At 66.5% G+C, this 18,275-nt stretch carries 15 protein-coding genes; 6 read left to right on the top strand and 9 right to left on the bottom strand.

What is annotated here, in order from left to right; translation table 11 throughout:
• Positions 1-42 precede the first annotated feature (42 nt).
• On the top strand, positions 43-2,229 hold the full coding sequence (locus ACQP0C_RS37495; protein WP_433727916.1) for an MMPL family transporter: 2,187 nt from the start codon (positions 43-45) through the stop codon (positions 2,227-2,229).
• A 135-nt stretch (positions 2,230-2,364) separates the two neighbouring features.
• Here ACQP0C_RS37495 and ACQP0C_RS37490 read toward each other — a convergent pair whose 3' ends face one another.
• The 5 genes from ACQP0C_RS37490 to ACQP0C_RS37470 all read right to left on the bottom strand — a co-directional run bounded on the left by ACQP0C_RS37490 (position 2,365) and on the right by ACQP0C_RS37470 (position 7,867).
• The gene (locus tag ACQP0C_RS37490; RefSeq protein ID WP_433727914.1) at positions 2,365-5,157 is read right to left on the bottom strand and encodes a hypothetical protein; all 2,793 of its coding nucleotides are present in this window, start codon (positions 5,155-5,157) and stop codon (positions 2,365-2,367) included.
• Between the two features lie 160 nt (positions 5,158-5,317).
• The gene (locus tag ACQP0C_RS37485) at positions 5,318-5,713 is read right to left on the bottom strand and encodes a VOC family protein (protein WP_433727912.1); all 396 of its coding nucleotides are present in this window, start codon (positions 5,711-5,713) and stop codon (positions 5,318-5,320) included.
• Between the two features lie 26 nt (positions 5,714-5,739).
• Positions 5,740-6,483 (bottom strand): lysostaphin resistance A-like protein, encoded by a 744-nt coding sequence (locus ACQP0C_RS37480; RefSeq protein ID WP_433727910.1) that lies wholly within the window; start codon positions 6,481-6,483, stop codon positions 5,740-5,742.
• An 87-nt stretch (positions 6,484-6,570) separates the two neighbouring features.
• Entirely contained in the window at positions 6,571-7,521 is a 951-nt protein-coding gene (locus ACQP0C_RS37475; protein WP_433734764.1) for an RluA family pseudouridine synthase, read from the bottom strand.
• A gap of 178 nt (positions 7,522-7,699) precedes the next feature.
• On the bottom strand, positions 7,700-7,867 hold the full coding sequence (locus ACQP0C_RS37470; protein ID WP_433727908.1) for a hypothetical protein: 168 nt from the start codon (positions 7,865-7,867) through the stop codon (positions 7,700-7,702).
• Between the two features lie 301 nt (positions 7,868-8,168).
• Here ACQP0C_RS37470 and ACQP0C_RS37465 point away from each other — a divergent pair, with 301 nt between their 5' ends.
• Positions 8,169-8,771 (top strand): maleylpyruvate isomerase N-terminal domain-containing protein, encoded by a 603-nt coding sequence (locus ACQP0C_RS37465; protein WP_433727906.1) that lies wholly within the window; start codon positions 8,169-8,171, stop codon positions 8,769-8,771.
• On the opposite strand, the gene ACQP0C_RS37460 is transcribed toward ACQP0C_RS37465, so the two are convergent.
• Both ACQP0C_RS37460 and ACQP0C_RS37455 read right to left on the bottom strand, forming a co-directional pair.
• Positions 8,761-9,324, bottom strand: a complete 564-nt coding sequence (locus ACQP0C_RS37460) for a TetR family transcriptional regulator (protein ID WP_433727904.1) — start codon at positions 9,322-9,324, stop codon at positions 8,761-8,763. The two genes, ACQP0C_RS37465 and ACQP0C_RS37460, sit on opposite strands and share 11 nt — an antisense overlap.
• The gene (locus ACQP0C_RS37455; RefSeq protein WP_433727902.1) at positions 9,321-10,373 is read right to left on the bottom strand and encodes a saccharopine dehydrogenase; all 1,053 of its coding nucleotides are present in this window, start codon (positions 10,371-10,373) and stop codon (positions 9,321-9,323) included. Before ACQP0C_RS37455 ends, ACQP0C_RS37460 begins: the two co-directional genes overlap by 4 nt.
• 415 nt (positions 10,374-10,788) lie before the next feature.
• Here ACQP0C_RS37455 and ACQP0C_RS37450 point away from each other — a divergent pair, with 415 nt between their 5' ends.
• The 3 genes from ACQP0C_RS37450 to ACQP0C_RS37440 all read left to right on the top strand — a co-directional run bounded on the left by ACQP0C_RS37450 (position 10,789) and on the right by ACQP0C_RS37440 (position 15,369).
• Positions 10,789-11,694: a sulfotransferase family protein gene (locus tag ACQP0C_RS37450; protein ID WP_433727900.1), complete on the top strand. Its 906-nt coding sequence runs from the start codon at positions 10,789-10,791 to the stop codon at positions 11,692-11,694.
• 94 nt (positions 11,695-11,788) lie between these two features.
• Positions 11,789-13,636 (top strand): ABC transporter ATP-binding protein, encoded by a 1,848-nt coding sequence (locus tag ACQP0C_RS37445; RefSeq protein WP_433727898.1) that lies wholly within the window; start codon positions 11,789-11,791, stop codon positions 13,634-13,636.
• The gene (locus ACQP0C_RS37440; protein ID WP_433727895.1) at positions 13,633-15,369 is read left to right on the top strand and encodes an ABC transporter ATP-binding protein; all 1,737 of its coding nucleotides are present in this window, start codon (positions 13,633-13,635) and stop codon (positions 15,367-15,369) included. Before ACQP0C_RS37445 ends, ACQP0C_RS37440 begins: the two co-directional genes overlap by 4 nt.
• Before the next feature lie 77 nt (positions 15,370-15,446).
• Here the strand turns inward: ACQP0C_RS37440 and ACQP0C_RS37435 are convergent, their stop codons facing one another.
• Positions 15,447-16,154 (bottom strand): siderophore-interacting protein, encoded by a 708-nt coding sequence (locus tag ACQP0C_RS37435; protein WP_433727893.1) that lies wholly within the window; start codon positions 16,152-16,154, stop codon positions 15,447-15,449.
• A 130-nt stretch (positions 16,155-16,284) separates the two neighbouring features.
• A complete protein-coding gene (locus ACQP0C_RS37430; protein WP_433727891.1) occupies positions 16,285-16,755 on the bottom strand; it encodes a hypothetical protein in 471 nt (156 codons plus the stop codon).
• A 165-nt stretch (positions 16,756-16,920) separates the two neighbouring features.
• On the opposite strand from ACQP0C_RS37430, the gene ACQP0C_RS37425 reads away from it, so the two are divergent.
• Positions 16,921-18,210, top strand: coding sequence for a SidA/IucD/PvdA family monooxygenase (locus ACQP0C_RS37425; protein ID WP_433727889.1), 1,290 nt, complete (start codon positions 16,921-16,923; stop codon positions 18,208-18,210).
• Positions 18,211-18,275 lie beyond the last annotated feature (65 nt).

Below are 18,275 nucleotides of genomic sequence, written 5' to 3'. Positions count from 1 at the left end.
GCTCCCGAGTCTCGTACCGATTCCCGAAAGGAATTGTCCCGCATGTTCGCTCGATTGGGCGCGATCGTCGTTCACAACCCGTGGAAGGTGATCGGTCTCTGGCTGCTCATCATTATCGCGGTGGTGGCCTCGGCGCCGGAACTCAAATCGACCACCGATCAATCCGCCTTCCTGCCATCGCACTATGAGTCGATTCAGGCAATGGAATTGCAGCAGAAGGCATTTCCGCAGAATGAGGCGCCCGCGGCGCTACTGGTCTTCGTGCGCTCGGACGGTGCGCCGCTGAGCGCAGCCGATTCGGCTGGTGTCGCGACGATCGCGGCCGAGTTGAACGACCAGCGCATCAAGGATGTCATCGGAATTCAGGCCGGTCCGGCCTCGGAGAACCGGCTGGTGCAGATCGCCGCCGTGCAGATGACGAAGGTGACCAATGCGGGCGATTCCACACAGAGCGATGCGGTCGAGAAGTTGCGTGACGCATTGCGGGAGCAGGTGCGAGGCACGGATCTGAAGGCGGGCGTCACCGGTCAGGCGGCGCAGATGCTGGATCAGACCGAATCCAGTGCCAAGGGGATGGCCATTATCGGTATCGCCACCGTCGTGCTGATCCTGGTGCTGTTGCTGATCATCTTCCGCAGCCCGGTGATCGCGCTGCTGCCGATCATTATCATCGGCGCGATCTCCAGCACCGTCGGCGGCCTGATCGCCATGGCGGCCAAGGCATTCGATCTGCAGGTGGACAGCTCGGTGAACTCGATCCTGTTGGTCGTGCTCTTCGGCGTCGGCACCGACTACATCCTGTTCCTGATGTTCCGCTACCGGGAACGGCTGCGCGCGGGCGAGGATCCGAAAACCGCCATGGTCAGCGCGGTCACCAAGGTCGGTGAGGCCATTACCTCGGCGGCGGGTGCGGTGATCATCGCCTTCATGGCGCTGACCCTCTCGACGCTCGGCATGTTCCGTGCGCTCGGTCCCGCGCTGGCGATCGCCGTCGCAGTGGCGCTGCTCGCCGGGCTGACCCTGGTGCCCGCCGTCGTCTCGCTGCTCGGCACCAAGGTGTTCTGGCCTTCCAAGGCCTGGCGGCAGGAGCCGAAGGGGGCGCGATTCGGCGCCGTCGGCGCGGCGCTCGGACGGCGGCCGGGGGCGTTCGCGGCGGTATCCGGTGGTCTGCTGGTGGCTTTGGGTGTGCTGGCCTTCGGCTTCGATCCGACCTTCGATCTCAGCTCCGGCTCGACTTCGGACACCTCCGAATCCACGGTCTACAGCAAGGAATTGCTCAAGGGGCTGCCCGCAGGATCGACCCAGCCTTCCGATGTGCTGCTGCACTCCACCAATGGCGCACCGCTCGATGGTGACCAGCTCACCGGCTACCGTGCCGCGCTCGCGGCGGTGTCCGGCGTGAGTCAGGTGGGGGCGCCGACGGTTTCGAGCGATGGCATGGCCGCCGACTTCCAGGTGACGCTCGCGGGCGCGCCCGAATCGGATGCGGCACTGGATACGGTGCGCGATCCGTTGCGGGATACCGCACATTCGATGGCGCCCGCGGGTAGCACGGCCGTCGTCGGCGGGATCTCCTCGGTGTACGTCGATTTCCAGGATGCGATGATGCGTGACTACAAGATCGTGTTCCCGGTGGCCGGAATCCTGATCATGATCGTGCTCGCCCTCCTGCTGCGCAGTCTGGTTGCCCCGTGGTACCTGATGGCCTCGGTGTTCCTCGGCTTCGCCGCCACGCTCGGCGCCGCGGTCCTGGTGTTCCAGCACTTGCAGGGCAACTCCGGGCTGATCTTCACCCTGCCGGTGATCATGTACCTGTTCGTGGTGGCACTCGGTACGGACTACAACATCCTCATGGTCGCACGGTTGCGTGAGGAGGCCCGTGCCGGGAACGAGCCGAAACAGGCTGCGGCCCTTGCGGTGCGGCACACCGGGCCGACCGTTGCCGCGGCGGGTGTGATCCTCGCGGGCACCTTCGCTTCGATGATGTTGGCGGGCAATAATGTGCTCTCCCAGATGGGGTTCGCCATCTCGGTCGGCATTGCGATCGCGGCATTCGTGATGGCGATGTTCTTCACCCCGGCCGTGACCGCGCTCATCGGTCACCGCGCGTGGTGGCCGGGGCACGGGGATCGGGATTCTTCGGGTGGGTCCGGCGACAGCCGGTCGGACGAGGGGCATTGGGATCAGTACGCCTACGCGGACACCTATTACAGCTCCGGAGCCCAGTAGCCCCGGGCGGCGCTGGTCGAATACCGGCCAGTGGCAGGGGTGAGTTCAGCCGCTGAATGAGCAAGAGGCCGTCCGGCTCGGAATATCCGAGCCGGACGGCCTTCGCGTATCAGCTGATCGCAACCCCGTGCCCGATCAGCTGCTGATCGCGTAAGGGCGGCGGACCCGCCTGGCGAACTCCAGGACCTGGGCGATGGCGGTACGGGAAAGTCCGACCTCCGCGCCGATGCTGGTCGGGGTCCATGATTGATCGGCGAGCATGAGGATTTCGGCAAGCTGCTCCACCGGGATGACCGAAAGTCCGCGCCCCGCGATCGCACGCGCGACCGACCACACCTCGATGTCATCGCTCTCCGAGCCGAGGTTCTCGGCCAGTAGCTCATCGGCCGAAAGTGATTGCACGACTTCGCTGATCACCTCGCTGGTGGTGCGGCGCTGGTCGAGCTGCCTGACCTCGGCTTCGGGTTCCTCGGTGCGGTGCTGCGAATGTTCGTGATCGGCGACGCGGGCGTCCCCGGTGCTCGAGCGATCCGGCTGCGGTTCCACCACGCGCCCGATGCGCTCGGCCGGGGTGGGCGCCGCAGAGCTGTGGGTGCTACGCCGGGCTTCGGTCCGCGTTGGGGATTCGGTTCCAGTGTTCGAGTACTGAACGCGAGTCGTGGCGGCGGGCGCACGGTTCTCGGCCGCGTCGCGACCGGTTCGAGTCATTGGTTCGACTGTCGCGGTATCGAAGATGCTCAGTTGCGAATCGGCGGCGGTGCGAAAGGTGCTTGCCCGATGAGAATCGGCCGCTGCGGCACTAGCAGTGGGGTGCTGTTCGGGAGCGCGGGCTGTATCTGCCTGTGCTGATCGGGGGTTGATGCCCGAGGTAGGAGTCGTGTGCTCGTCACGGGTGCTGGCTGCGGTCGCTGCGGAAGCCGCGTGCTCGTTGCGTGGGCTGGCTGTCGTCGCCTGTGTTGCTTGCGGTGTGATGCCGAAGCCAGCGGCGGTGTGCTCGTCACGGGTGGTCGAAGCTGTCGCCAGTGGAGTCGTGTGCTCGTCGCGCGGGTTGGCCGTATTCGTCTGCGCTGTCTGCGATGCAACGCCTGAGCCAGGAGTGCGCTCGTCACGGGTGCTCATGGGAGCCGTGTGCTCGGTGTGAGTGGTCACCGGTGCGGTGCGGGGCTCGGCCCCAGCGGCGGCAGGAGTCGTGTGCTGGTCGCTGGTGTTTGCGGCGGTCGCCGGTGCGGTGGCGGGCTGGGCCGTAGCGGCAGTGGTGTGCTGGTCGCTGGGAGCCGGTGATGTGTGGGGCTGGAAGTTCGCGGCGGCGCGGTCTTCCGCAGGGCTCGTGGCGGGATCGGATACGAGACGCGGATCCAGGTCTGCGTGAATCATGTGCTCGCCGAGGGCGCTCGGGGCAGCAGCCGGATTATAGGTCGGCTGTGGGTTCTGGCCTGCTGCGGCGGTGGGGGTGTGGGGTGCGGAGTGCGGGGAGATGCCGTCGGTCGTCGCGGATTCGTCGAGCGTCGCGCGGATGGCGGCTGCGTCGTGGACACGTGCGTCACCTGCGCTGGAGGCGGGGGTGGGCGGTTGGTCGATCGACGGGGGTTGGCTTGCGCCGTAGAAAGTTGCCGACGGGGCGGAGATATCGTCTGCGCTGGTTGCATCGGGTCCGATTTGCGCGTTGGGCGTTGTGCGCGTGGCAGTTTCGGTATGCCCGGTAGTGGCTGCCGCGCTGGTTTCGGCGTAATTCGGCTCCGCATGGTTCGAGATCGGTTGGGCGGCAGGGTTGGTGAAGGTTCGCGCGCCTGCATGGAGCGAATCGGTGGACGGAATGCTCGCCGAACCGCCAGCGTGCCGGTATTCGTCGACGGCCGGGATCTGCTGGGTGACACGGCCGTTGGTCGAACGGGTGCTTTGGGCGTGGTAGACCAGGGTTTCCGTGCAGTCGAGCCGGGAGACGGGCACCGCCTCGGGCTGCGCACCGCGCATCGCTGCCTCGGCGACATGAGATGCGTGGGGGTCGGTCATATCGACCGGAAAGCGGACGCCCGCCTGGTCGAGCAAGGGGTCGAAACCCTTGGCGGCGAGCAGTTCTCGGCGGTCGGTCGGTTCGTCGGCGCGGAAGGTGGTGATCGGTGCGCCGCGCTCGGTGGTGACCCGGTGCCGGGGTGGGACCTCGGGCTCATCGTCGACCAGGGGGACACCATCGATGAGCAGGGCATAACGCGCGGAAACCCAGGCGTGCAACCAGATCACGACACCGACCATGACGGGGGCGATCGCATATTCGGCGGCCTGCCCGAAGGAACCGGCGGCCAGATGCGGGCCCGCGTTGAGCGCGACGGTCGTGCCCAGTAGCGCGGTTTCGAAGAAGACGACCTTGCCCCGGTCGAGTTCACGGCCCCAGCGGGCGGCGGTGGTCGCGGCCACCATGATGGTGATGATGGGGATCGAGATCATCGCCTCGATCCCATAGCTCAACCAGTACAGCGGATCCGCCATATTTCCGCTGGGCACCAGGTTGTGCTGGACATTCACCCCGGCCCACACCATGCCGAGCACCACCACCGCGATCAACGCACGCGATGACCACTCGGCCCTGCGGTACAACTGGGCAAGTCGCGCATCCTGATTCGACACCCGCCGCCGCGCCGCCAGCGCCCGCCGATGCCAGCGCGCGTCCGCGTCATCGGCGCGCTGAATCGCGGCCGTGGTCCGCCTATTACGCGTCTCCGCCGCCAGCTCGTCCTCGACGGCCCGCTTGCGCTGCTCCCGCCGCTGCGCCCGAACCCACTGCGCGAGTTCACGTTCCGCATCGATCTCGGCATCGGACAACACCTGCACCAGTGCCGCGTCATCCTGCAGCGGCAACCGACCACGTGCGTTCGCGACCCGCTCGGCCAACGCGGCAATCTCGGACCCATCGGTCGACTGTTTGTCGCGCATCGCGAGCCTTCCCGGGAGTAGGTGTCATCTCGACGCAGACCTACTTGCTCGAACATATGTGTGATCGCACCGAGATTAAACCGCTACCCGCCCGAGGTCAATGCTCGCTGTCCGAAAACTCGAACAAACGCGCGAACCCGACGCGCCGCAGGCGTAGGGCTCAGGCATTCTTGTGGCAGACGGCCTCGAGCATGACTCCGTCGGGACCGGTCCAGAAGGTGGCGTAGTACGGCGGCGGGTACTCGGGGAATTCTTGCGGCGCGTGGATGATCTCGTCGCCGCGAGTGCTGGCCCAGATGTATACGTGGTCGACGGCGGCGCGGGTGCGGACCATGAAGGCGAGGTGTTGGAGACCGGGAGCGGTGCGGGTGTAGCCCGCGGACTCGGCGGGGTAGAAGAAGATGTACGTGCCGGGCTTGTTGTTGGCGGGCCAGTAGGCGAATTGGTCGGCCGCGCTGATCAGCGGCGCGTAGTCGAGCAGGGGCATCAGCTCGTCGTAGTAGGCCTGGGCGGCTGTGAGATCGGTGACGTTGATGCCGAGGTGTCCGAGGGGCATGTTCGGAATTTACGCCCGATCGGGGATCAGGTCAGGGTGGTGTGCCAAACGATGGCGGCGGCCAGCGCACCCGCGCCGTTGACCGACCAGTGCAGCGCGATCGGCGCCAGCAGGCTGCCGCTGCGGCGACGGAGCCAGGTGAAGACGACACCCGCGGCCGCGGTAGCGACCACGGCGAGGAGGATGCCGATGATCTGGCCCGCGGCGCCGCCGCCGAAGAATCCGGTGAGGCCGCGGTTGCTGGTGGTCAGGCCGAGCGATGAGGCGATATGCCAGAGGCCGAAGAGCAGCGAACCCGCCGCGAAGACCCCGCGCGCGCCGTAAACGCGGTCCAGGGTGCCGTGTAGGACGCCACGGAAGGCCAGTTCCTCCGGGATCGCGGTCTGCAGCGGGATCACGATCATCGATGCGATGAGCGCGCCGGAGATGGTGGCGTAGCGGTCGGCCAGGAAGAACGGCCGGGTGATCGGCAGCAGTGCGCCGATCGCCACCACCGCCAGCACCAGGCCCACCGCGCCGAGTGCGTAGAGCGTGCCGCGCCGCCAGTGCCGCGGCGAGAGGCCGAGTTCGGACCAGCCGAGTCCGCGTCGGCGCATCAGCGCGAGCAGGACCACGGCGGCGATCGGAACGGTCAGGATGCTCGCCCACGCGGTGGTGAAGTGGGCGATCAGATTGGTGCCGGCCAGGACGATCACCACAACGGCCACGTCCAGATAGGCGTGCAGCTTATGGCGGGGCGGGGCCGCTTCGACGAGGTCCTGTTGCAGCATCGGGTCCAGTCTACGGACGTCCGCAACCGGCGAGCGTCCGCTGAGCTGCGGGGGCGGCGTCATCGTCATGGTCTTATCGGTTTCGCATTACCCGCCGTCAGCGTTAATGCCGGTCCGCCAGCCCTGCGGATCCGCCCACGCCTGCAGCGTGCGGGCGCTGTCGAAGCGGCGGGGCGCGCCGCTGATCGGATCGGTGAATTCGAGTGATGCGGCCAGCAGTTGCAGTGGCCGGGTGAAATCGTTCACAGGTTTGTCGGTGAGCACCGGATAGAAGTCGTCGCCGAGGATCGGAATGCCGAGCCCGTTCATGTGTAGCCGCAGCTGATGGGTGCGTCCGGTCCGTGGCCGCAGCCGGTAGCGGCCGAGTCCGCCGCGCTGTTCCACCAACTCGATCCAGGTCTCGGCATTGGGCTCACCTGCGACCTCCTGTGCGGCGAGCACCTGCTTTTCCTTGATGATGCGGCTGCGCACCGTCCGCGGCAGCGCCAGATCCGGATCGAAGGACGCGATGGCCTCGTATTCCTTGTGCACCGTGCGCTTGTGGAACATGGTCTGATAGGCCCCGCGCCGGGCCGGATTGATCACGAAGAGCACCAGCCCCGCGGTGACGCGATCGAGCCGGTGCGCCGGAACGAGATCGGGTAGGTCGAGTTCGCGGCGCAACCGGACCAGGGCGGTCTGCAGAATGTGCTGGCCGCGCGGAATCGTGGCCAGGAAGTGCGGCTTGTCCACCACCAGCAGATCATCGTCGCGATGGACGATGGGGATATCGAATGGCACCACGGTTTCGTCGGGCAGATCGCGATGGAACCAGACCGCACCGCCCGGCACATAGGGCGCGTCCGGGGCGATCGGACCGGCCAGGTCGACGATGCCGCCCTGATGTAGTAGCTCGTCGATGCGCGCGGCCGGTACTCGCGGCAGCCGCTCCACAAGGTGGTCGCGAATCGTCGCCCAGCCACCCTGCTCCGGTAGGCGAAGCCGGGCCGGGTCCAGGCCGTGCCGCTTGGGCAACGGCGGCTGCTGCCTCCTTCTCATCGCCAATGACCTTAGCCGCCGGTAAATCCCCAGCTCACAGCCGGGTCGGGCGCACAGCCCGCGCAGTCGATCAGGGGTGATCCGCCCCGCGACCGAATATTCGGCGTGGAATTGGTCTTCGGTCATCGAGGTGGAGGCGAGTCCCGCACGTCGAGACCGCCGTGTCGATTCCGGGTCGCTACGGCTCGGCGCGTTCGTCCAAGACCATCCGACGGGACTCGACCAGGGTCTGTCTGGCGCGGCGGCGGACCTTGCAGATATCGACGCTGCAATACAGGTGCACTTGCATCGCGCGGTGCGCTTGCTCCTTGGTCAGGTCGCCCGGATCGTGGTGGCAATCGCTCATATTCGAAATAATTGTCGTGACAAACATTTTCACAACTCCAGCCGCAGTCGCATTCTGTTCAGCAGCAGAAGCTAGTGACGTTCGGCCGCGAAAGATACCGGTATGGCCCGCCGTTCACACAACCTTCCTCGGCGCGTCGAACAGGCGAAATCCGCGGGTCCGGGGTGGTCGTTCGATCGAAAGCCCGGCGCGCTCGGCGATACCATGAGTGGGCGGTGGCCATCGACCACATCGCATGCGTTGCCAAGTGTCCGTGAGGTTTTCGACATCCGACTTATCCACGCGATGAATAGGGGATCGAATGAATACCGAACTTTTGGAAGAGCTTTGGCGGTCATGGGCCGAGCGCGGGGCCGAGTTCACGGCGGCGCAGTGGGCGACGCCGACCCGGTTGCCGGGCTGGTCCGTGCGCGCCCTGTTCGCCCATGTGGCACCCGACGCGACGGTGCTGAAGGCGATGCGCGAGGCTCCGGTACCGGATGGGCACACGGTGACCAGCGGCGCGGAAATCCTGCGAATCTTCAACAGCCCCGGCGAAATCGCGCAGACGGCAGCTGATGAAATCGAGGAGGCGGCGCGCAAGGCGGCCGAGACGATGGATATCGACGAGCTGTTGCGCCGATTCGACACCGACGGGCTCGCCGAATTGGATGCGGTGCGGCCCGGCGATGTGCTGGCCCATCCGATCCTCGGACGCGTGACCTATCGGGCGTTCGCCGAGGTCGCCGTCGTCGATGTCACCGTGCATCTGCTCGATCTCATTGCGGCGGTTGGCGGTTCGCCGGTTCCGGAACCGGCGCTACGGCTCACCAGGGAGATACTTGCCGCGGTGCCCGATCCCGTCGAATTCATCGAGGCCGCGACCGGGCGGTCGAAAGTCGCTGTGCTGCCGGTCATGCGGTAGTCAGCAGGGTGAGCGCGGTATCGCGGACCACGCGGTCGGTGGCGTCGGAACGATTGGCGGCGACGCCCGAGCGCATCAGTGCCGCGCCCTCCATGAGCGCGACGAAGGTTTCGGCCCGCGCGCGTGCGGTGGCCGCATCGCATCGGGGCTGCCGTGCGCGAATGAATTCCGCTACCTGACGGACGTATTCGGCGTAGAACTCGGTGACCGCGGGCCGGATGGTCGGTTCCGCGGCCGCGATCGCCCAGATCTCGATGAACAGGCGCACCGCGGATTCGTCTTCCTGCTCCGAGAGCAGGTATGCGACAGCGGATTCCGGATCGGTGACATCGCGCAGCCGGGCCCGCGACCGGTCGATCACCCGCCGCAGCACCGCTTGGATCAGCTCGGTCCGGCTCGGAAAGTAGTGCTGCAGGTGGCCGATGCGCACATCCGCCGCGGCCGCGACGGCGCGCATGGAGGTCTGCGCGTAGCCGAGGGTGCGGAGCAGTTCTTCCGCGGCATCGAGGAGCGCGTCCTGGCGGGCCGCGCCGGCGGCGTAGCGGCGGGTCACGGCGTGACCTCGATGTCGACGCCGGCGTGGGCCAGCTCGGTGAGCCGATCCTGCGGCCGGGTCGCGGATTCCGGGAAGGAGACACCGGCGGGTGCGTCCCCGTCGAGCACGCGGCGCAGGCCGATCAGCGCGCCGACCGCGGTGAGATGCGCCTGACCGGCGGGATCGAGCACGGTCGCGGATCGGGTCCCGCCCGGGCCGGTCACATCGATGCGCAATGCGGCGGTCGCGCCGTCACCCGGCGAATACAGCATTGATCGCCGCAGCGGACGCCAGCGATCGCCGCGCGCCCGGCGGAAGAATCCGAATTTGGCCGCGGTGAGTAATGCGGTCGATGCCGCGCTGGAATCGAACCCGATTCTGGTGGCCGCGGTCGCCGCACCGAGGGTGAGTGGAAATGTGAATTGCTCCGGGGTATCGATGCGGGCGACTCGGGTCTTTGCACCGCCGATACGCACCTGCCGGGAATCCCGCAGTGGCATCGTCATGCGTCGAACACCATTCTGGATTACCTCGAATTCCATGCCGAGTCGGTCCATGAATTCCACCGAGTCGACCCCGGCCCGATCGGCAAGCGCGTAGCGAATTGCGATATCGACTTCGTTTGCTCCGCCCACTTGTTCGGCGAGCGCGGCGGTCACCAGTCCGGTGACGCCGCCCATCCAACTCGAGGAAAGTAGAACCGGTGCGGTGGGGTGCAGCGTCGCGGCCACCACGGCGGCCCGAGTTAGGCGGGTTGTCCAACGGGTGATGTCGACGTAGGGGATGCCCGCGCGCACGGCGGCCCGCAGCACGCGGTCGTCGGGATCGTTGACCGTACTCACCACCGCGCGCGCCTCGGCATGGAAGTCGGTGGCGTCGGTGAGGTCCCACTGCGCGACCCGTGCGCCGAGTTCTCCGCCAAAAGCGCTGCCCCGCGCGGGGTTTCGGCCGGTGAGCAGCAGGGGCCACTGTGCGGAAGCGAGGCGGGCCAGTTCGGTGCCGACGGTGCCGTAGCCGCCGACGATGAGGACCGGTGCGTTGATGTCGAACAGCAGGTGATCGGACATGCGGCAAATATAGGTCGTATGACCTAGATTGTCGAGTCCACCCCCCGGTTAACGGGTCTTGTGAAGTTGCCCAAATCCGATGCATCGTCTTCTCCGGATCGGATCGGCATGACGGTTCATGCGGATTCAGTTGTCGCCGAGACGAATTCGGCGCTACGGTGATCCGCATTCGATTCCGAAGGGCAGCGGGATCGAGGACAGGAGGTAACAACGTGTGCTTCCTCTATTTGCGCGTCCAGAGCCGCCGAACCATTCACCACGCTTGGTTCGGTTCGACGTCCGCCGCGGGCCTGGCGGCGACGATCAAGTAATGCGAGGGGAAGTTCCAATGTCAACAGGGGTGACGCCGTCGAGTGTGCAAGATTGCACTTCCGACAAGTACACGAAGGGGTTCGAAGTATTCGAAGAATGGCAAATGCACCGCTACAACCGGGAGAGTTACCTCGCGCATCCACTGCGCTCCGTGCAGCTGGGAATGCGCTATCTGACACTGCCGCATTATTTCGGCAGAGTACCGCCGGTTCGGCTGTGGTTGCGGCGCTTCGGCGGGCCGCGAGTTTCGCCGGATTTCGCCTGTGTCGGCGCGCTGAAAAGCGGCACGACCGACCTGGCCAGCTACCTCATGCAGCATCCGAGCATCCTGGCGCCGCTGACCAAGGAGATCGGCCACGGCTACCCGCAGTTCTGGGGGCCGTACTTCCCGACCGAACATGAGAAGGCCGAGGTGCTGCGATGTACCGGCCGGGCGCTGACCGGCTATTTCGACCCACTGCTGCACGATCTTCCCTTGATCGACAACTACAGTGCGGCCCGTCCGGACGCCAAGATCGTCATGATGCTGCGCGATCCGGTGGATCGTGCGCATTCGCACTACAAATGGGATCTGTTCCTCAGTAGCAAGGACGGCCTGCGCGCCATGCCGTACGGCAAGAGCTACGCCGACTACATCGGATACGCGCTGGACATGTTTCCGGCCCCGCCGCCGCCGACCTCGCTGCCCTCCATGCCGGTACTCGCCACCGGTGTCTACGTGCACTCGGTTCGCCGCTGGCTGCAGGCCTTCGAGAGGGACAACGTCTACATCGTCTCCGCCGAGGACTTCTTCGCCGATGTCTCGAAGACAGTGCGCGGCATCCAGGAATTCCTCGAACTGCCAGCCGTCGAGCCGGTCCGCCATCACGTGTTGAACCGCAATCCGCTCGAATTCCCGGAACCGGACGATGAATCGGTGGCGCGGCTGCGCGAGTTCTATCGCCCGTGGAACGAGCAGCTGTTCGAGGTAATCGAGCGTGACCTGGGCTGGAATGAGCGCGAGCCGTAGATAACTTAGCCTAACCTATCCTCTTGGTCTGTTGTGTGTGAAGATGGGTCCGATTCGGGCGGCACCCGCACGAAGGGTTGAGAGGTGAGGACATATGACGGTGGAGCTCGCGCCGCCGCTCCCCGCGACGGAGACCGGTAATCGGCCGCCGAAAGCGGTGCAGCAGGCACGCAAGCGGCGGGAAGCCGAGGCGCGCAAGGAGATTCTCGCGCCGGTGCGGCGCACCCTGATGCTCGCGAGCGCCCTCGTCATGATCGCGTCGGTGTGCACGGTCGTGCCGTTCATCCTCATCGTCGCGGCATGCCGGGAATTGCTCGCCGAGCCGATGGACACCGGACAGGTGCGGGGGCTGCTGCTCGCTGCCGTATGCGTGCTCGTTGTCCGTGCCGTGCTGCAGGCGGTGGCGCTGACCTGGTCGCACCTGACCGACGGCGGCTACCAGCTGACCTTGCGCCAATTGCTCGCGGCCAAGCTGACCCGAGTGCCGCTGGGCTGGTTCGTCGAACGGACCTCCGGTGAGGTGAAGAAGCTGCTGCAGGACGATGTCGAGGCGCTGCACTATCTGGTAGCGCATGCGCGACTGGATTTCGTTGGTGCGCTGACGGTTCCGCTGGTCACGCTCGGCTATCTGTTGACGGTCGACTGGCTACTTACGCTGGTGCTGCTGGTTCCGCTGATCTGCTATGCCATCGGGTTGAGCCGGATGCTCGATCGCGACGGCCGCGACCGGTTGGTGGTGTACGAGCGCTGGGAGCGGCGCACCCAGGAAGCGGCCATCGAATTCGTGGACGGCATCCAGATAGTGCGCGCGTTCGGGCGGTCGGGCCGTGCGCACCAGGCGTTCCAAGAGACCGTCGACGCCCAGGCGAGCAGTCTGAATCGACTCAAGCAGCCGGTTATTCGATTGCAGTCGGCGATCGATGCCGTGGTGTCACCGGTGTTCGTGATGCTGCTCATCATCGCCGCCGGACTTGTCGCTGTCGGCCTCGATTGGCTTGCCCCGCTGGATGTTTTGCCCTTCCTGCTGGTCGGACTGGGTCTGGGTAGCTCGCTGCTGGGGCTGGGTTATGGGACCCAGGCGATGCGTGCCGCGGGTGCCGCGGCGGTGCGCCTGAACGAACTGCGGCAGACGCCCGAACTGGACGCGGCGGCACCGGCCGATTCGGCCGAGGCCGACGGCGCGCCCGCCGGACTGGTCCGGTTCGAGGATGTGCGTTTCGGCTACCGCGCCGGACATGAGGTGCTGCGCGGCATCGACGTCGAACTCGCGCCGGGCACCATCACCGCGCTGGTCGGTCCGAGTGGGTCGGGCAAGTCCACGCTCGCGAAGCTGCTGCCCCGCTTCTACGATGCGACCTCGGGTCGAATCACCATCGGGGGCAGGGATATCCGGTCCTATTCGAGTGCAGAGCTATACCGCACGGTGGGTTTCGTATTCCAGGACGTGCGTCTGATCCGCGGCACCATACGGGAAAACCTCCAGCTCGCCCGTCCCGATGCCGACCAAGCCGCCCTGGAGCGGGCGGCCCGGGCCGCACAGATCCACGACCGGATCACGGCGCTGCCGCGCGGCTACGATTCCGAAATCGGTGTCGATGCAACACTGTCCGGCGGTGAGGCGCAACGGCTTTCGATCGCCAGGGCGCTGCTGGCCGACACTCCGGTGCTGGTACTGGACGAGGCGACGGCCTTCGCCGATCCGGAGTCCGAGGCGGCGGTGCAGGACGCCCTCGCCGTCCTGGTCGCGGACCGCACCGTGCTGGTCATCGCGCACCGCCTGCACACGACTACCGGAAGTGACCGGATTCTGGTGCTGGACAACGGGAGTCTCGTCGAACAGGGCGATCACGCGCGCCTGCGCGCCGCGGGCGGCATGTATCAGCGACTGTGGGAGATCAACGAGGCTGCGCTCGACACCATCGCACTGGAGGAAACACGATGATTCGCAAGGTGTTCGGGCTCGTCCCCGCCGAATTCGCCCACCTGACGCCGAAGTTGCTCGCGGCCATCATCGCGCAGGCCGCGAGTCAGGCCGTTGCCTATGTGCTGCTGATCCCGGTGCTGGAAGCACTGTTCGGCGACGACCTCGGCCGCGCCTGGTGGTGGACGCTGGCCATGGCGGTCGCCGTCGGCGCGGTCATCGTCTTCGGCTATCTGCAGGCCACCATTGGCCTGCGGATCGGCATCGGCATGCAGCGCGGATTGCAGCACCGCATCGGTGATCACCTCAACGCCCTGCCGCTGGGCTGGTTCGGTGCCCAGGATGCGGGCGCGCTGTCGCGGGTGGTGGTCGACAATGTCCGCGAAGTGCAGGGGCTGGTGGCGTATCTGCTGGCCAAGATGCTGACCAGCGTGGTGGTTCCGCTCGGCGTCGCGGTGGGCACGCTGTTCGTCGACTGGCGGATCTCGCTGGCCATGCTGGTGGCCGCGCCGGTGTTGTATGTGGTGAACCGTTGGGCGAACCGCAGCTACAGCCGTTCCGACGAACGGATGCACAGCGCGGCAACCGAAGCCAACTCGCGCGTGATCGAATTCGCGCAGGCCCAACCGGTGTTGCGGGCTTTCGGCGCGGTCGGCTCGGGCAACCGGGCACTCGACGGTGCGCTGCGCCGGCAGCGTTCGGCCGCCAATGGCCTTGTGCTGTCGACGGTTCCGGGGCTGATGGTATTCGCGTTGCTGGTGCAGGCGGTGCTGCTGGTGCTGGTGTATCTGATCGTCGGACGGGTGAGCGACGGCGCCATCTCCGTCGTCGCGGCGATCGCGCTGATCGCGGTGAGTTCCCGGTTCGTCGAGCCGCTGAACCAGGCCGCGCAGCTGGCCACGGCATTGCGCTCGGCCGCGGCCGCCGCCGACCGTGTGAACGCCCTGCTCGCCGAACCGGTACTGCCCGAGTCGGATTCGCCGGTGACGCCGGGCGCGCCGAGTGTCGTGTTCGATCGGGTCGAGTTCGGCTATCAGGCCGAGGAGCCGGTGCTGTCCGATATCACCTTCACCGTGCCCGCGGGCACCACCACCGCGATCGTCGGCCCGAGCGGCGCGGGCAAGACGACACTGCTGCGGCTGGCCGCACGGTTCTACGATGTCGGTGCGGGCCGGGTCGAAGTGGGCGGTCACGATGTGCGCGATCAGCCCTCGGCCACGCTGCTGGATCAGCTGTCGCTGGTCTTCCAGAACGTCTATCTGTTCGATCAGTCGGTGGCGGACAACATTCGGATCGGCCGTCCGGATGCCACCGACGCGGAGCTGCATCGCGCGGCGGAGGCCGCCAGGGTGGACGAGATCGTCGACCGGTTGCCCGACGGCTATGACACTGCGGTCGGCGAGGGCGGCGCGACCCTGTCCGGTGGTGAGCGGCAACGGGTTTCGATCGCTCGCGCACTGCTCAAGGATGCGCCGATCGTCCTGCTCGACGAGGCGACCAGCGCGCTGGACCCGCACAGCGAGGCCGTCGTGGTGCGTGGAATTCACGAACTTACCAGGGACAAAACGGTCATCGTGGTAGCGCATCGGCTGGCCACCATCGCGCACGCCGATCAGATTCTGTTCCTGGACAGCGGGCGGATCGTCGAACGTGGCACGCACGCAGAGCTTTTGGCGCTGGACGGTCGGTACGCCGACTTCTGGAACGAGCGATCGCGCGCGACGGGTTGGCGGTTGGAACCAGCACCCGCTTAGGGGACGGGGTCGCCAGCTGGACCAGGAAGCCGATCACCAGCAGAACAGCGGGATGATCTCCGGCGCTGCCCGGAAAGCTATTTCCAGTACGCCTGGTACTTCATGGCGGTCTTGGGAAGGCCGTGCGTCTGCTTGAAGGTCTTGACGATCGATCTGGTGGTGTGCCCGTCGCAGGCGATCCATGCGAATGCGTCAGCGGGGCAGGTGATTTCCTGGGCGGCTTCGCGCAGCATGCGGCCGTCGTCGATGCGCTGCAGCCAGGTCACCGTGTGATGCGGTTTATTGCGCAGCGGGATCTGCTGGTCGGATTCGTACTGCCATTCCAACCAGACCCGCGCCGGGGTATCGCCGATCGAGTCGAGCAGCGAATTGATCGCGGGCAGTGAGGCGGTATCGCCGAAGACGAGGTATTCGCTCGGCGCTACCGTCGGCAGTTGGAAGTCGGAACCGAGCACGGTGACGTCGAGTTCGTCTCCGACCGAGGCGTTTTCGGCCCAGCATGCGGCGGGCCCTTCGTGCAACGCGAATTCGATCCACAGGCGATCGCCCGCTGGATCCGGGTCCACCAGGGTGTAACCCCGGTGGTGCAGCTTCTCGCTGGCGCTGTCCGGAATCCAGCAGCGGATCCACTGCGTGGGATGTACCGGATGCTTTTCGAGCAGCCCGCCGGCGGTGAAGCCGAGTCGCAGGTACTTGTCGGTGACGTATTCGCTCGAGGTGACGGTGAGTCGGTAGTCGTCGCCGCCCCATGCCTTCACCATCAGGCCGTTGAATCCTTTGCCCATGAAAGTAAGGTTAGCCTAACGACACTTGAATGTCTTGCGGTGCCCACCGCGACTGTTCGGCAACGGCCGCTTGCCGCGTCGGGTTGCGCGGCAAGCGGCCGTCATATCTCTACGTCGCAGTCGATTTCGATCAGCAGGGCAACGAGAGCGCGGATGCGAGGTTGCACTGCGCCTCCCGGGTGAACTTCCAGGTGCCGTCCAGCTGCCGCCAGGACACGGCGTAGTTGAAGTCCGGGTATCCCTCGGTGGTGACGCGCAGGGTCGCATCGATGCGATCGCCGGACACCGACGGGTTGACGACGTTGTAGCGCAGGCTCGGCGGGGCGGCTGCCAGCAGTCCGGCGATCGCGTCCATGGTGCCCAGCCCGGCCTCGCCCGCTTCGAGTTCGGCCGCGCGGGCGGCCCGAGATGCGCTGGTATTGATGGCGACGCCCAGTTTCGCGGTCAGTTCGCCCGCACTCGGCGTCTCGGCGCGCAGCGGCGCGGTGATCGGCGCGGCGGTGGCGGGTGCGATGGTGGCCGCGGCGCCGGCGAAGGTGGCGGTGAGGGCCAGTGCCGCGGTGGCGATGCGCGCGGCGAGCGTGTTTCGGGTGTCGATCATCTTCGGTCCAATCGTGTTTCGGGTGTGAGTGTCGCCGCTCTGGACGTCACTCGGGTTCAATATAAGGTAAGGCTATGCAAACATAGATGGGCCGGGTGTGTGCAAACGTGTGGCGACACACACGCAGACCGGACGGCGGTGCAGCGCGGGAGAAAGTAGAGATCGGTGGAAACGCTTCTTGTGGTCGGTGCCGGCCCGAAAGCCCTTGCGGTAGCGACGAAAGCGCATGTGCTGTACGAACTCGGCCTGCCGGCCCCGCGGGTGGTGGTCGTCGAGGCGAGCGCGGTCGGCGGCAACTGGTTGCCGACCGGTGGCTGGACCGACGGTCAGCATCGGCTGGGCACGAGCCCGGAGAAGGATGTCGGCTTCCCTTATCGCTCGACCTGGGCGCGCGGGCGCAACCAGGAGATCAACGCGGCCATGATGGCCTACAGCTGGACCTCGTTCCTGGTCGACCAGGGCACCTACGCCGAATGGATCGACCGGGGCCGTCCGAATCCGCACCACCACGTCTGGGCGAAGTACCTGCAGTGGGTGGCCCGCCGCATCGATCTCGAACTGACCACCGGCACAGTGCGATCCGTCGCCGCGGCCGGTGCGGGCTGGTCGGTCACGGCAACTGCTGCCGATGGGATCCCGACGCGCGTTGACGTGGACCGATTGATGATCACGGGTCCGGGGCGGGCCGGCAAGGCGCTGGCCGAACACCCCCGGGTGCTGAGCATCGCGGAGTTCTGGGACTTGGCGGGCAGGCGCGATCTGCCGGTCTCGTCCCGGGTGGCGGTGATCGGCGGCGGCGAGACGGCCGGCTCGGCGCTGGACGAGTTGGTGCGCCACGGCATGCTGTCCATCTCGGTGATCTCGCCGATGGCCACCATCTACACCCGCGGTGAAAGCTACTTCGAGAATTCACTTTTCAGCGATCCGATCAAGTGGGCGGCATTGACGATCGAGGAACGCCGCGACGTTATTCGGCGGACCGATCGGGGTGTGTTCTCGGTGCGCGTACAGGAGAGCCTGCTCCCGGACAGTCGGGTGCACCATCTGCAGGGCCGAGTGGTTCGAGTGGCGGACCAGGGCGACGGTGTGGCGCTGACGCTGCGCAACGAAATGCGCGCGGATCAGGTGCACGTCTTCGATCTGGTGGTCGATGCGACCGGCGGACAGCCGCTGTGGTTCCTGGATCTGTTCGACCAGGATGCCGCGGATCTGGTCGAGTTGGCGGTCGGCGGTCGCCCGACACAATCTCGGATCGAGGCGTCGATCGGGTACGACCTGGCGGTGACCGGACTCGACTCGAAGCTGTACCTGCCGAATCTGGCCGCCATCGCACAGGGCCCTGGATTCCCGAATCTCAGTTGCCTCGGGGAACTTTCGGACCGGATCTTGCGGTCCGAGCCGGTCCGGCCGCGGTCCGCTGCGTACCTCGCCGGGGCCGCGCGCCCGCGCGAGTGAGCGTGGGTGCTCGCGCGCTCATTCGCGCGGCCCGGGCCGACTGCGGTGCGGTGCCGACGTGGCAC

It is taken from the genome of Nocardia sp. CA-129566 (genome assembly GCF_050956075.1).
Classification (GTDB): Bacteria; Actinomycetota; Actinomycetes; order Mycobacteriales; family Mycobacteriaceae; genus Nocardia.
The sequence above is the reverse complement of the archived record's forward strand: the minus strand, read 5'-3'. Positions and strand labels throughout refer to the sequence as shown.

Coding starts and splice junctions, on each gene's coding strand:
- ACQP0C_RS37495 (WP_433727916.1), top strand. CDS start 43: ATGTTCGCTCGATTGGGCGCGATCGTCGTTCACAACCCGTGGAAGGTG.
- ACQP0C_RS37490 (WP_433727914.1), bottom strand. CDS start 5,157: ATGCGCGACAAACAGTCGACCGATGGGTCCGAGATTGCCGCGTTGGCC.
- ACQP0C_RS37485 (WP_433727912.1), bottom strand. CDS start 5,713: ATGCCCCTCGGACACCTCGGCATCAACGTCACCGATCTCACAGCCGCC.
- ACQP0C_RS37480 (WP_433727910.1), bottom strand. CDS start 6,483: ATGCTGCAACAGGACCTCGTCGAAGCGGCCCCGCCCCGCCATAAGCTG.
- ACQP0C_RS37475 (WP_433734764.1), bottom strand. CDS start 7,521: ATGAGAAGGAGGCAGCAGCCGCCGTTGCCCAAGCGGCACGGCCTGGAC.
- ACQP0C_RS37470 (WP_433727908.1), bottom strand. CDS start 7,867: ATGAGCGATTGCCACCACGATCCGGGCGACCTGACCAAGGAGCAAGCG.
- ACQP0C_RS37465 (WP_433727906.1), top strand. CDS start 8,169: ATGAATACCGAACTTTTGGAAGAGCTTTGGCGGTCATGGGCCGAGCGC.
- ACQP0C_RS37455 (WP_433727902.1), bottom strand. CDS start 10,373: ATGTCCGATCACCTGCTGTTCGACATCAACGCACCGGTCCTCATCGTC.
- ACQP0C_RS37450 (WP_433727900.1), top strand. CDS start 10,789: ATGCACCGCTACAACCGGGAGAGTTACCTCGCGCATCCACTGCGCTCC.
- ACQP0C_RS37445 (WP_433727898.1), top strand. CDS start 11,789: ATGACGGTGGAGCTCGCGCCGCCGCTCCCCGCGACGGAGACCGGTAAT.
- ACQP0C_RS37440 (WP_433727895.1), top strand. CDS start 13,633: ATGATTCGCAAGGTGTTCGGGCTCGTCCCCGCCGAATTCGCCCACCTG.
- ACQP0C_RS37435 (WP_433727893.1), bottom strand. CDS start 16,154: ATGGGCAAAGGATTCAACGGCCTGATGGTGAAGGCATGGGGCGGCGAC.
- ACQP0C_RS37430 (WP_433727891.1), bottom strand. CDS start 16,755: ATGATCGACACCCGAAACACGCTCGCCGCGCGCATCGCCACCGCGGCA.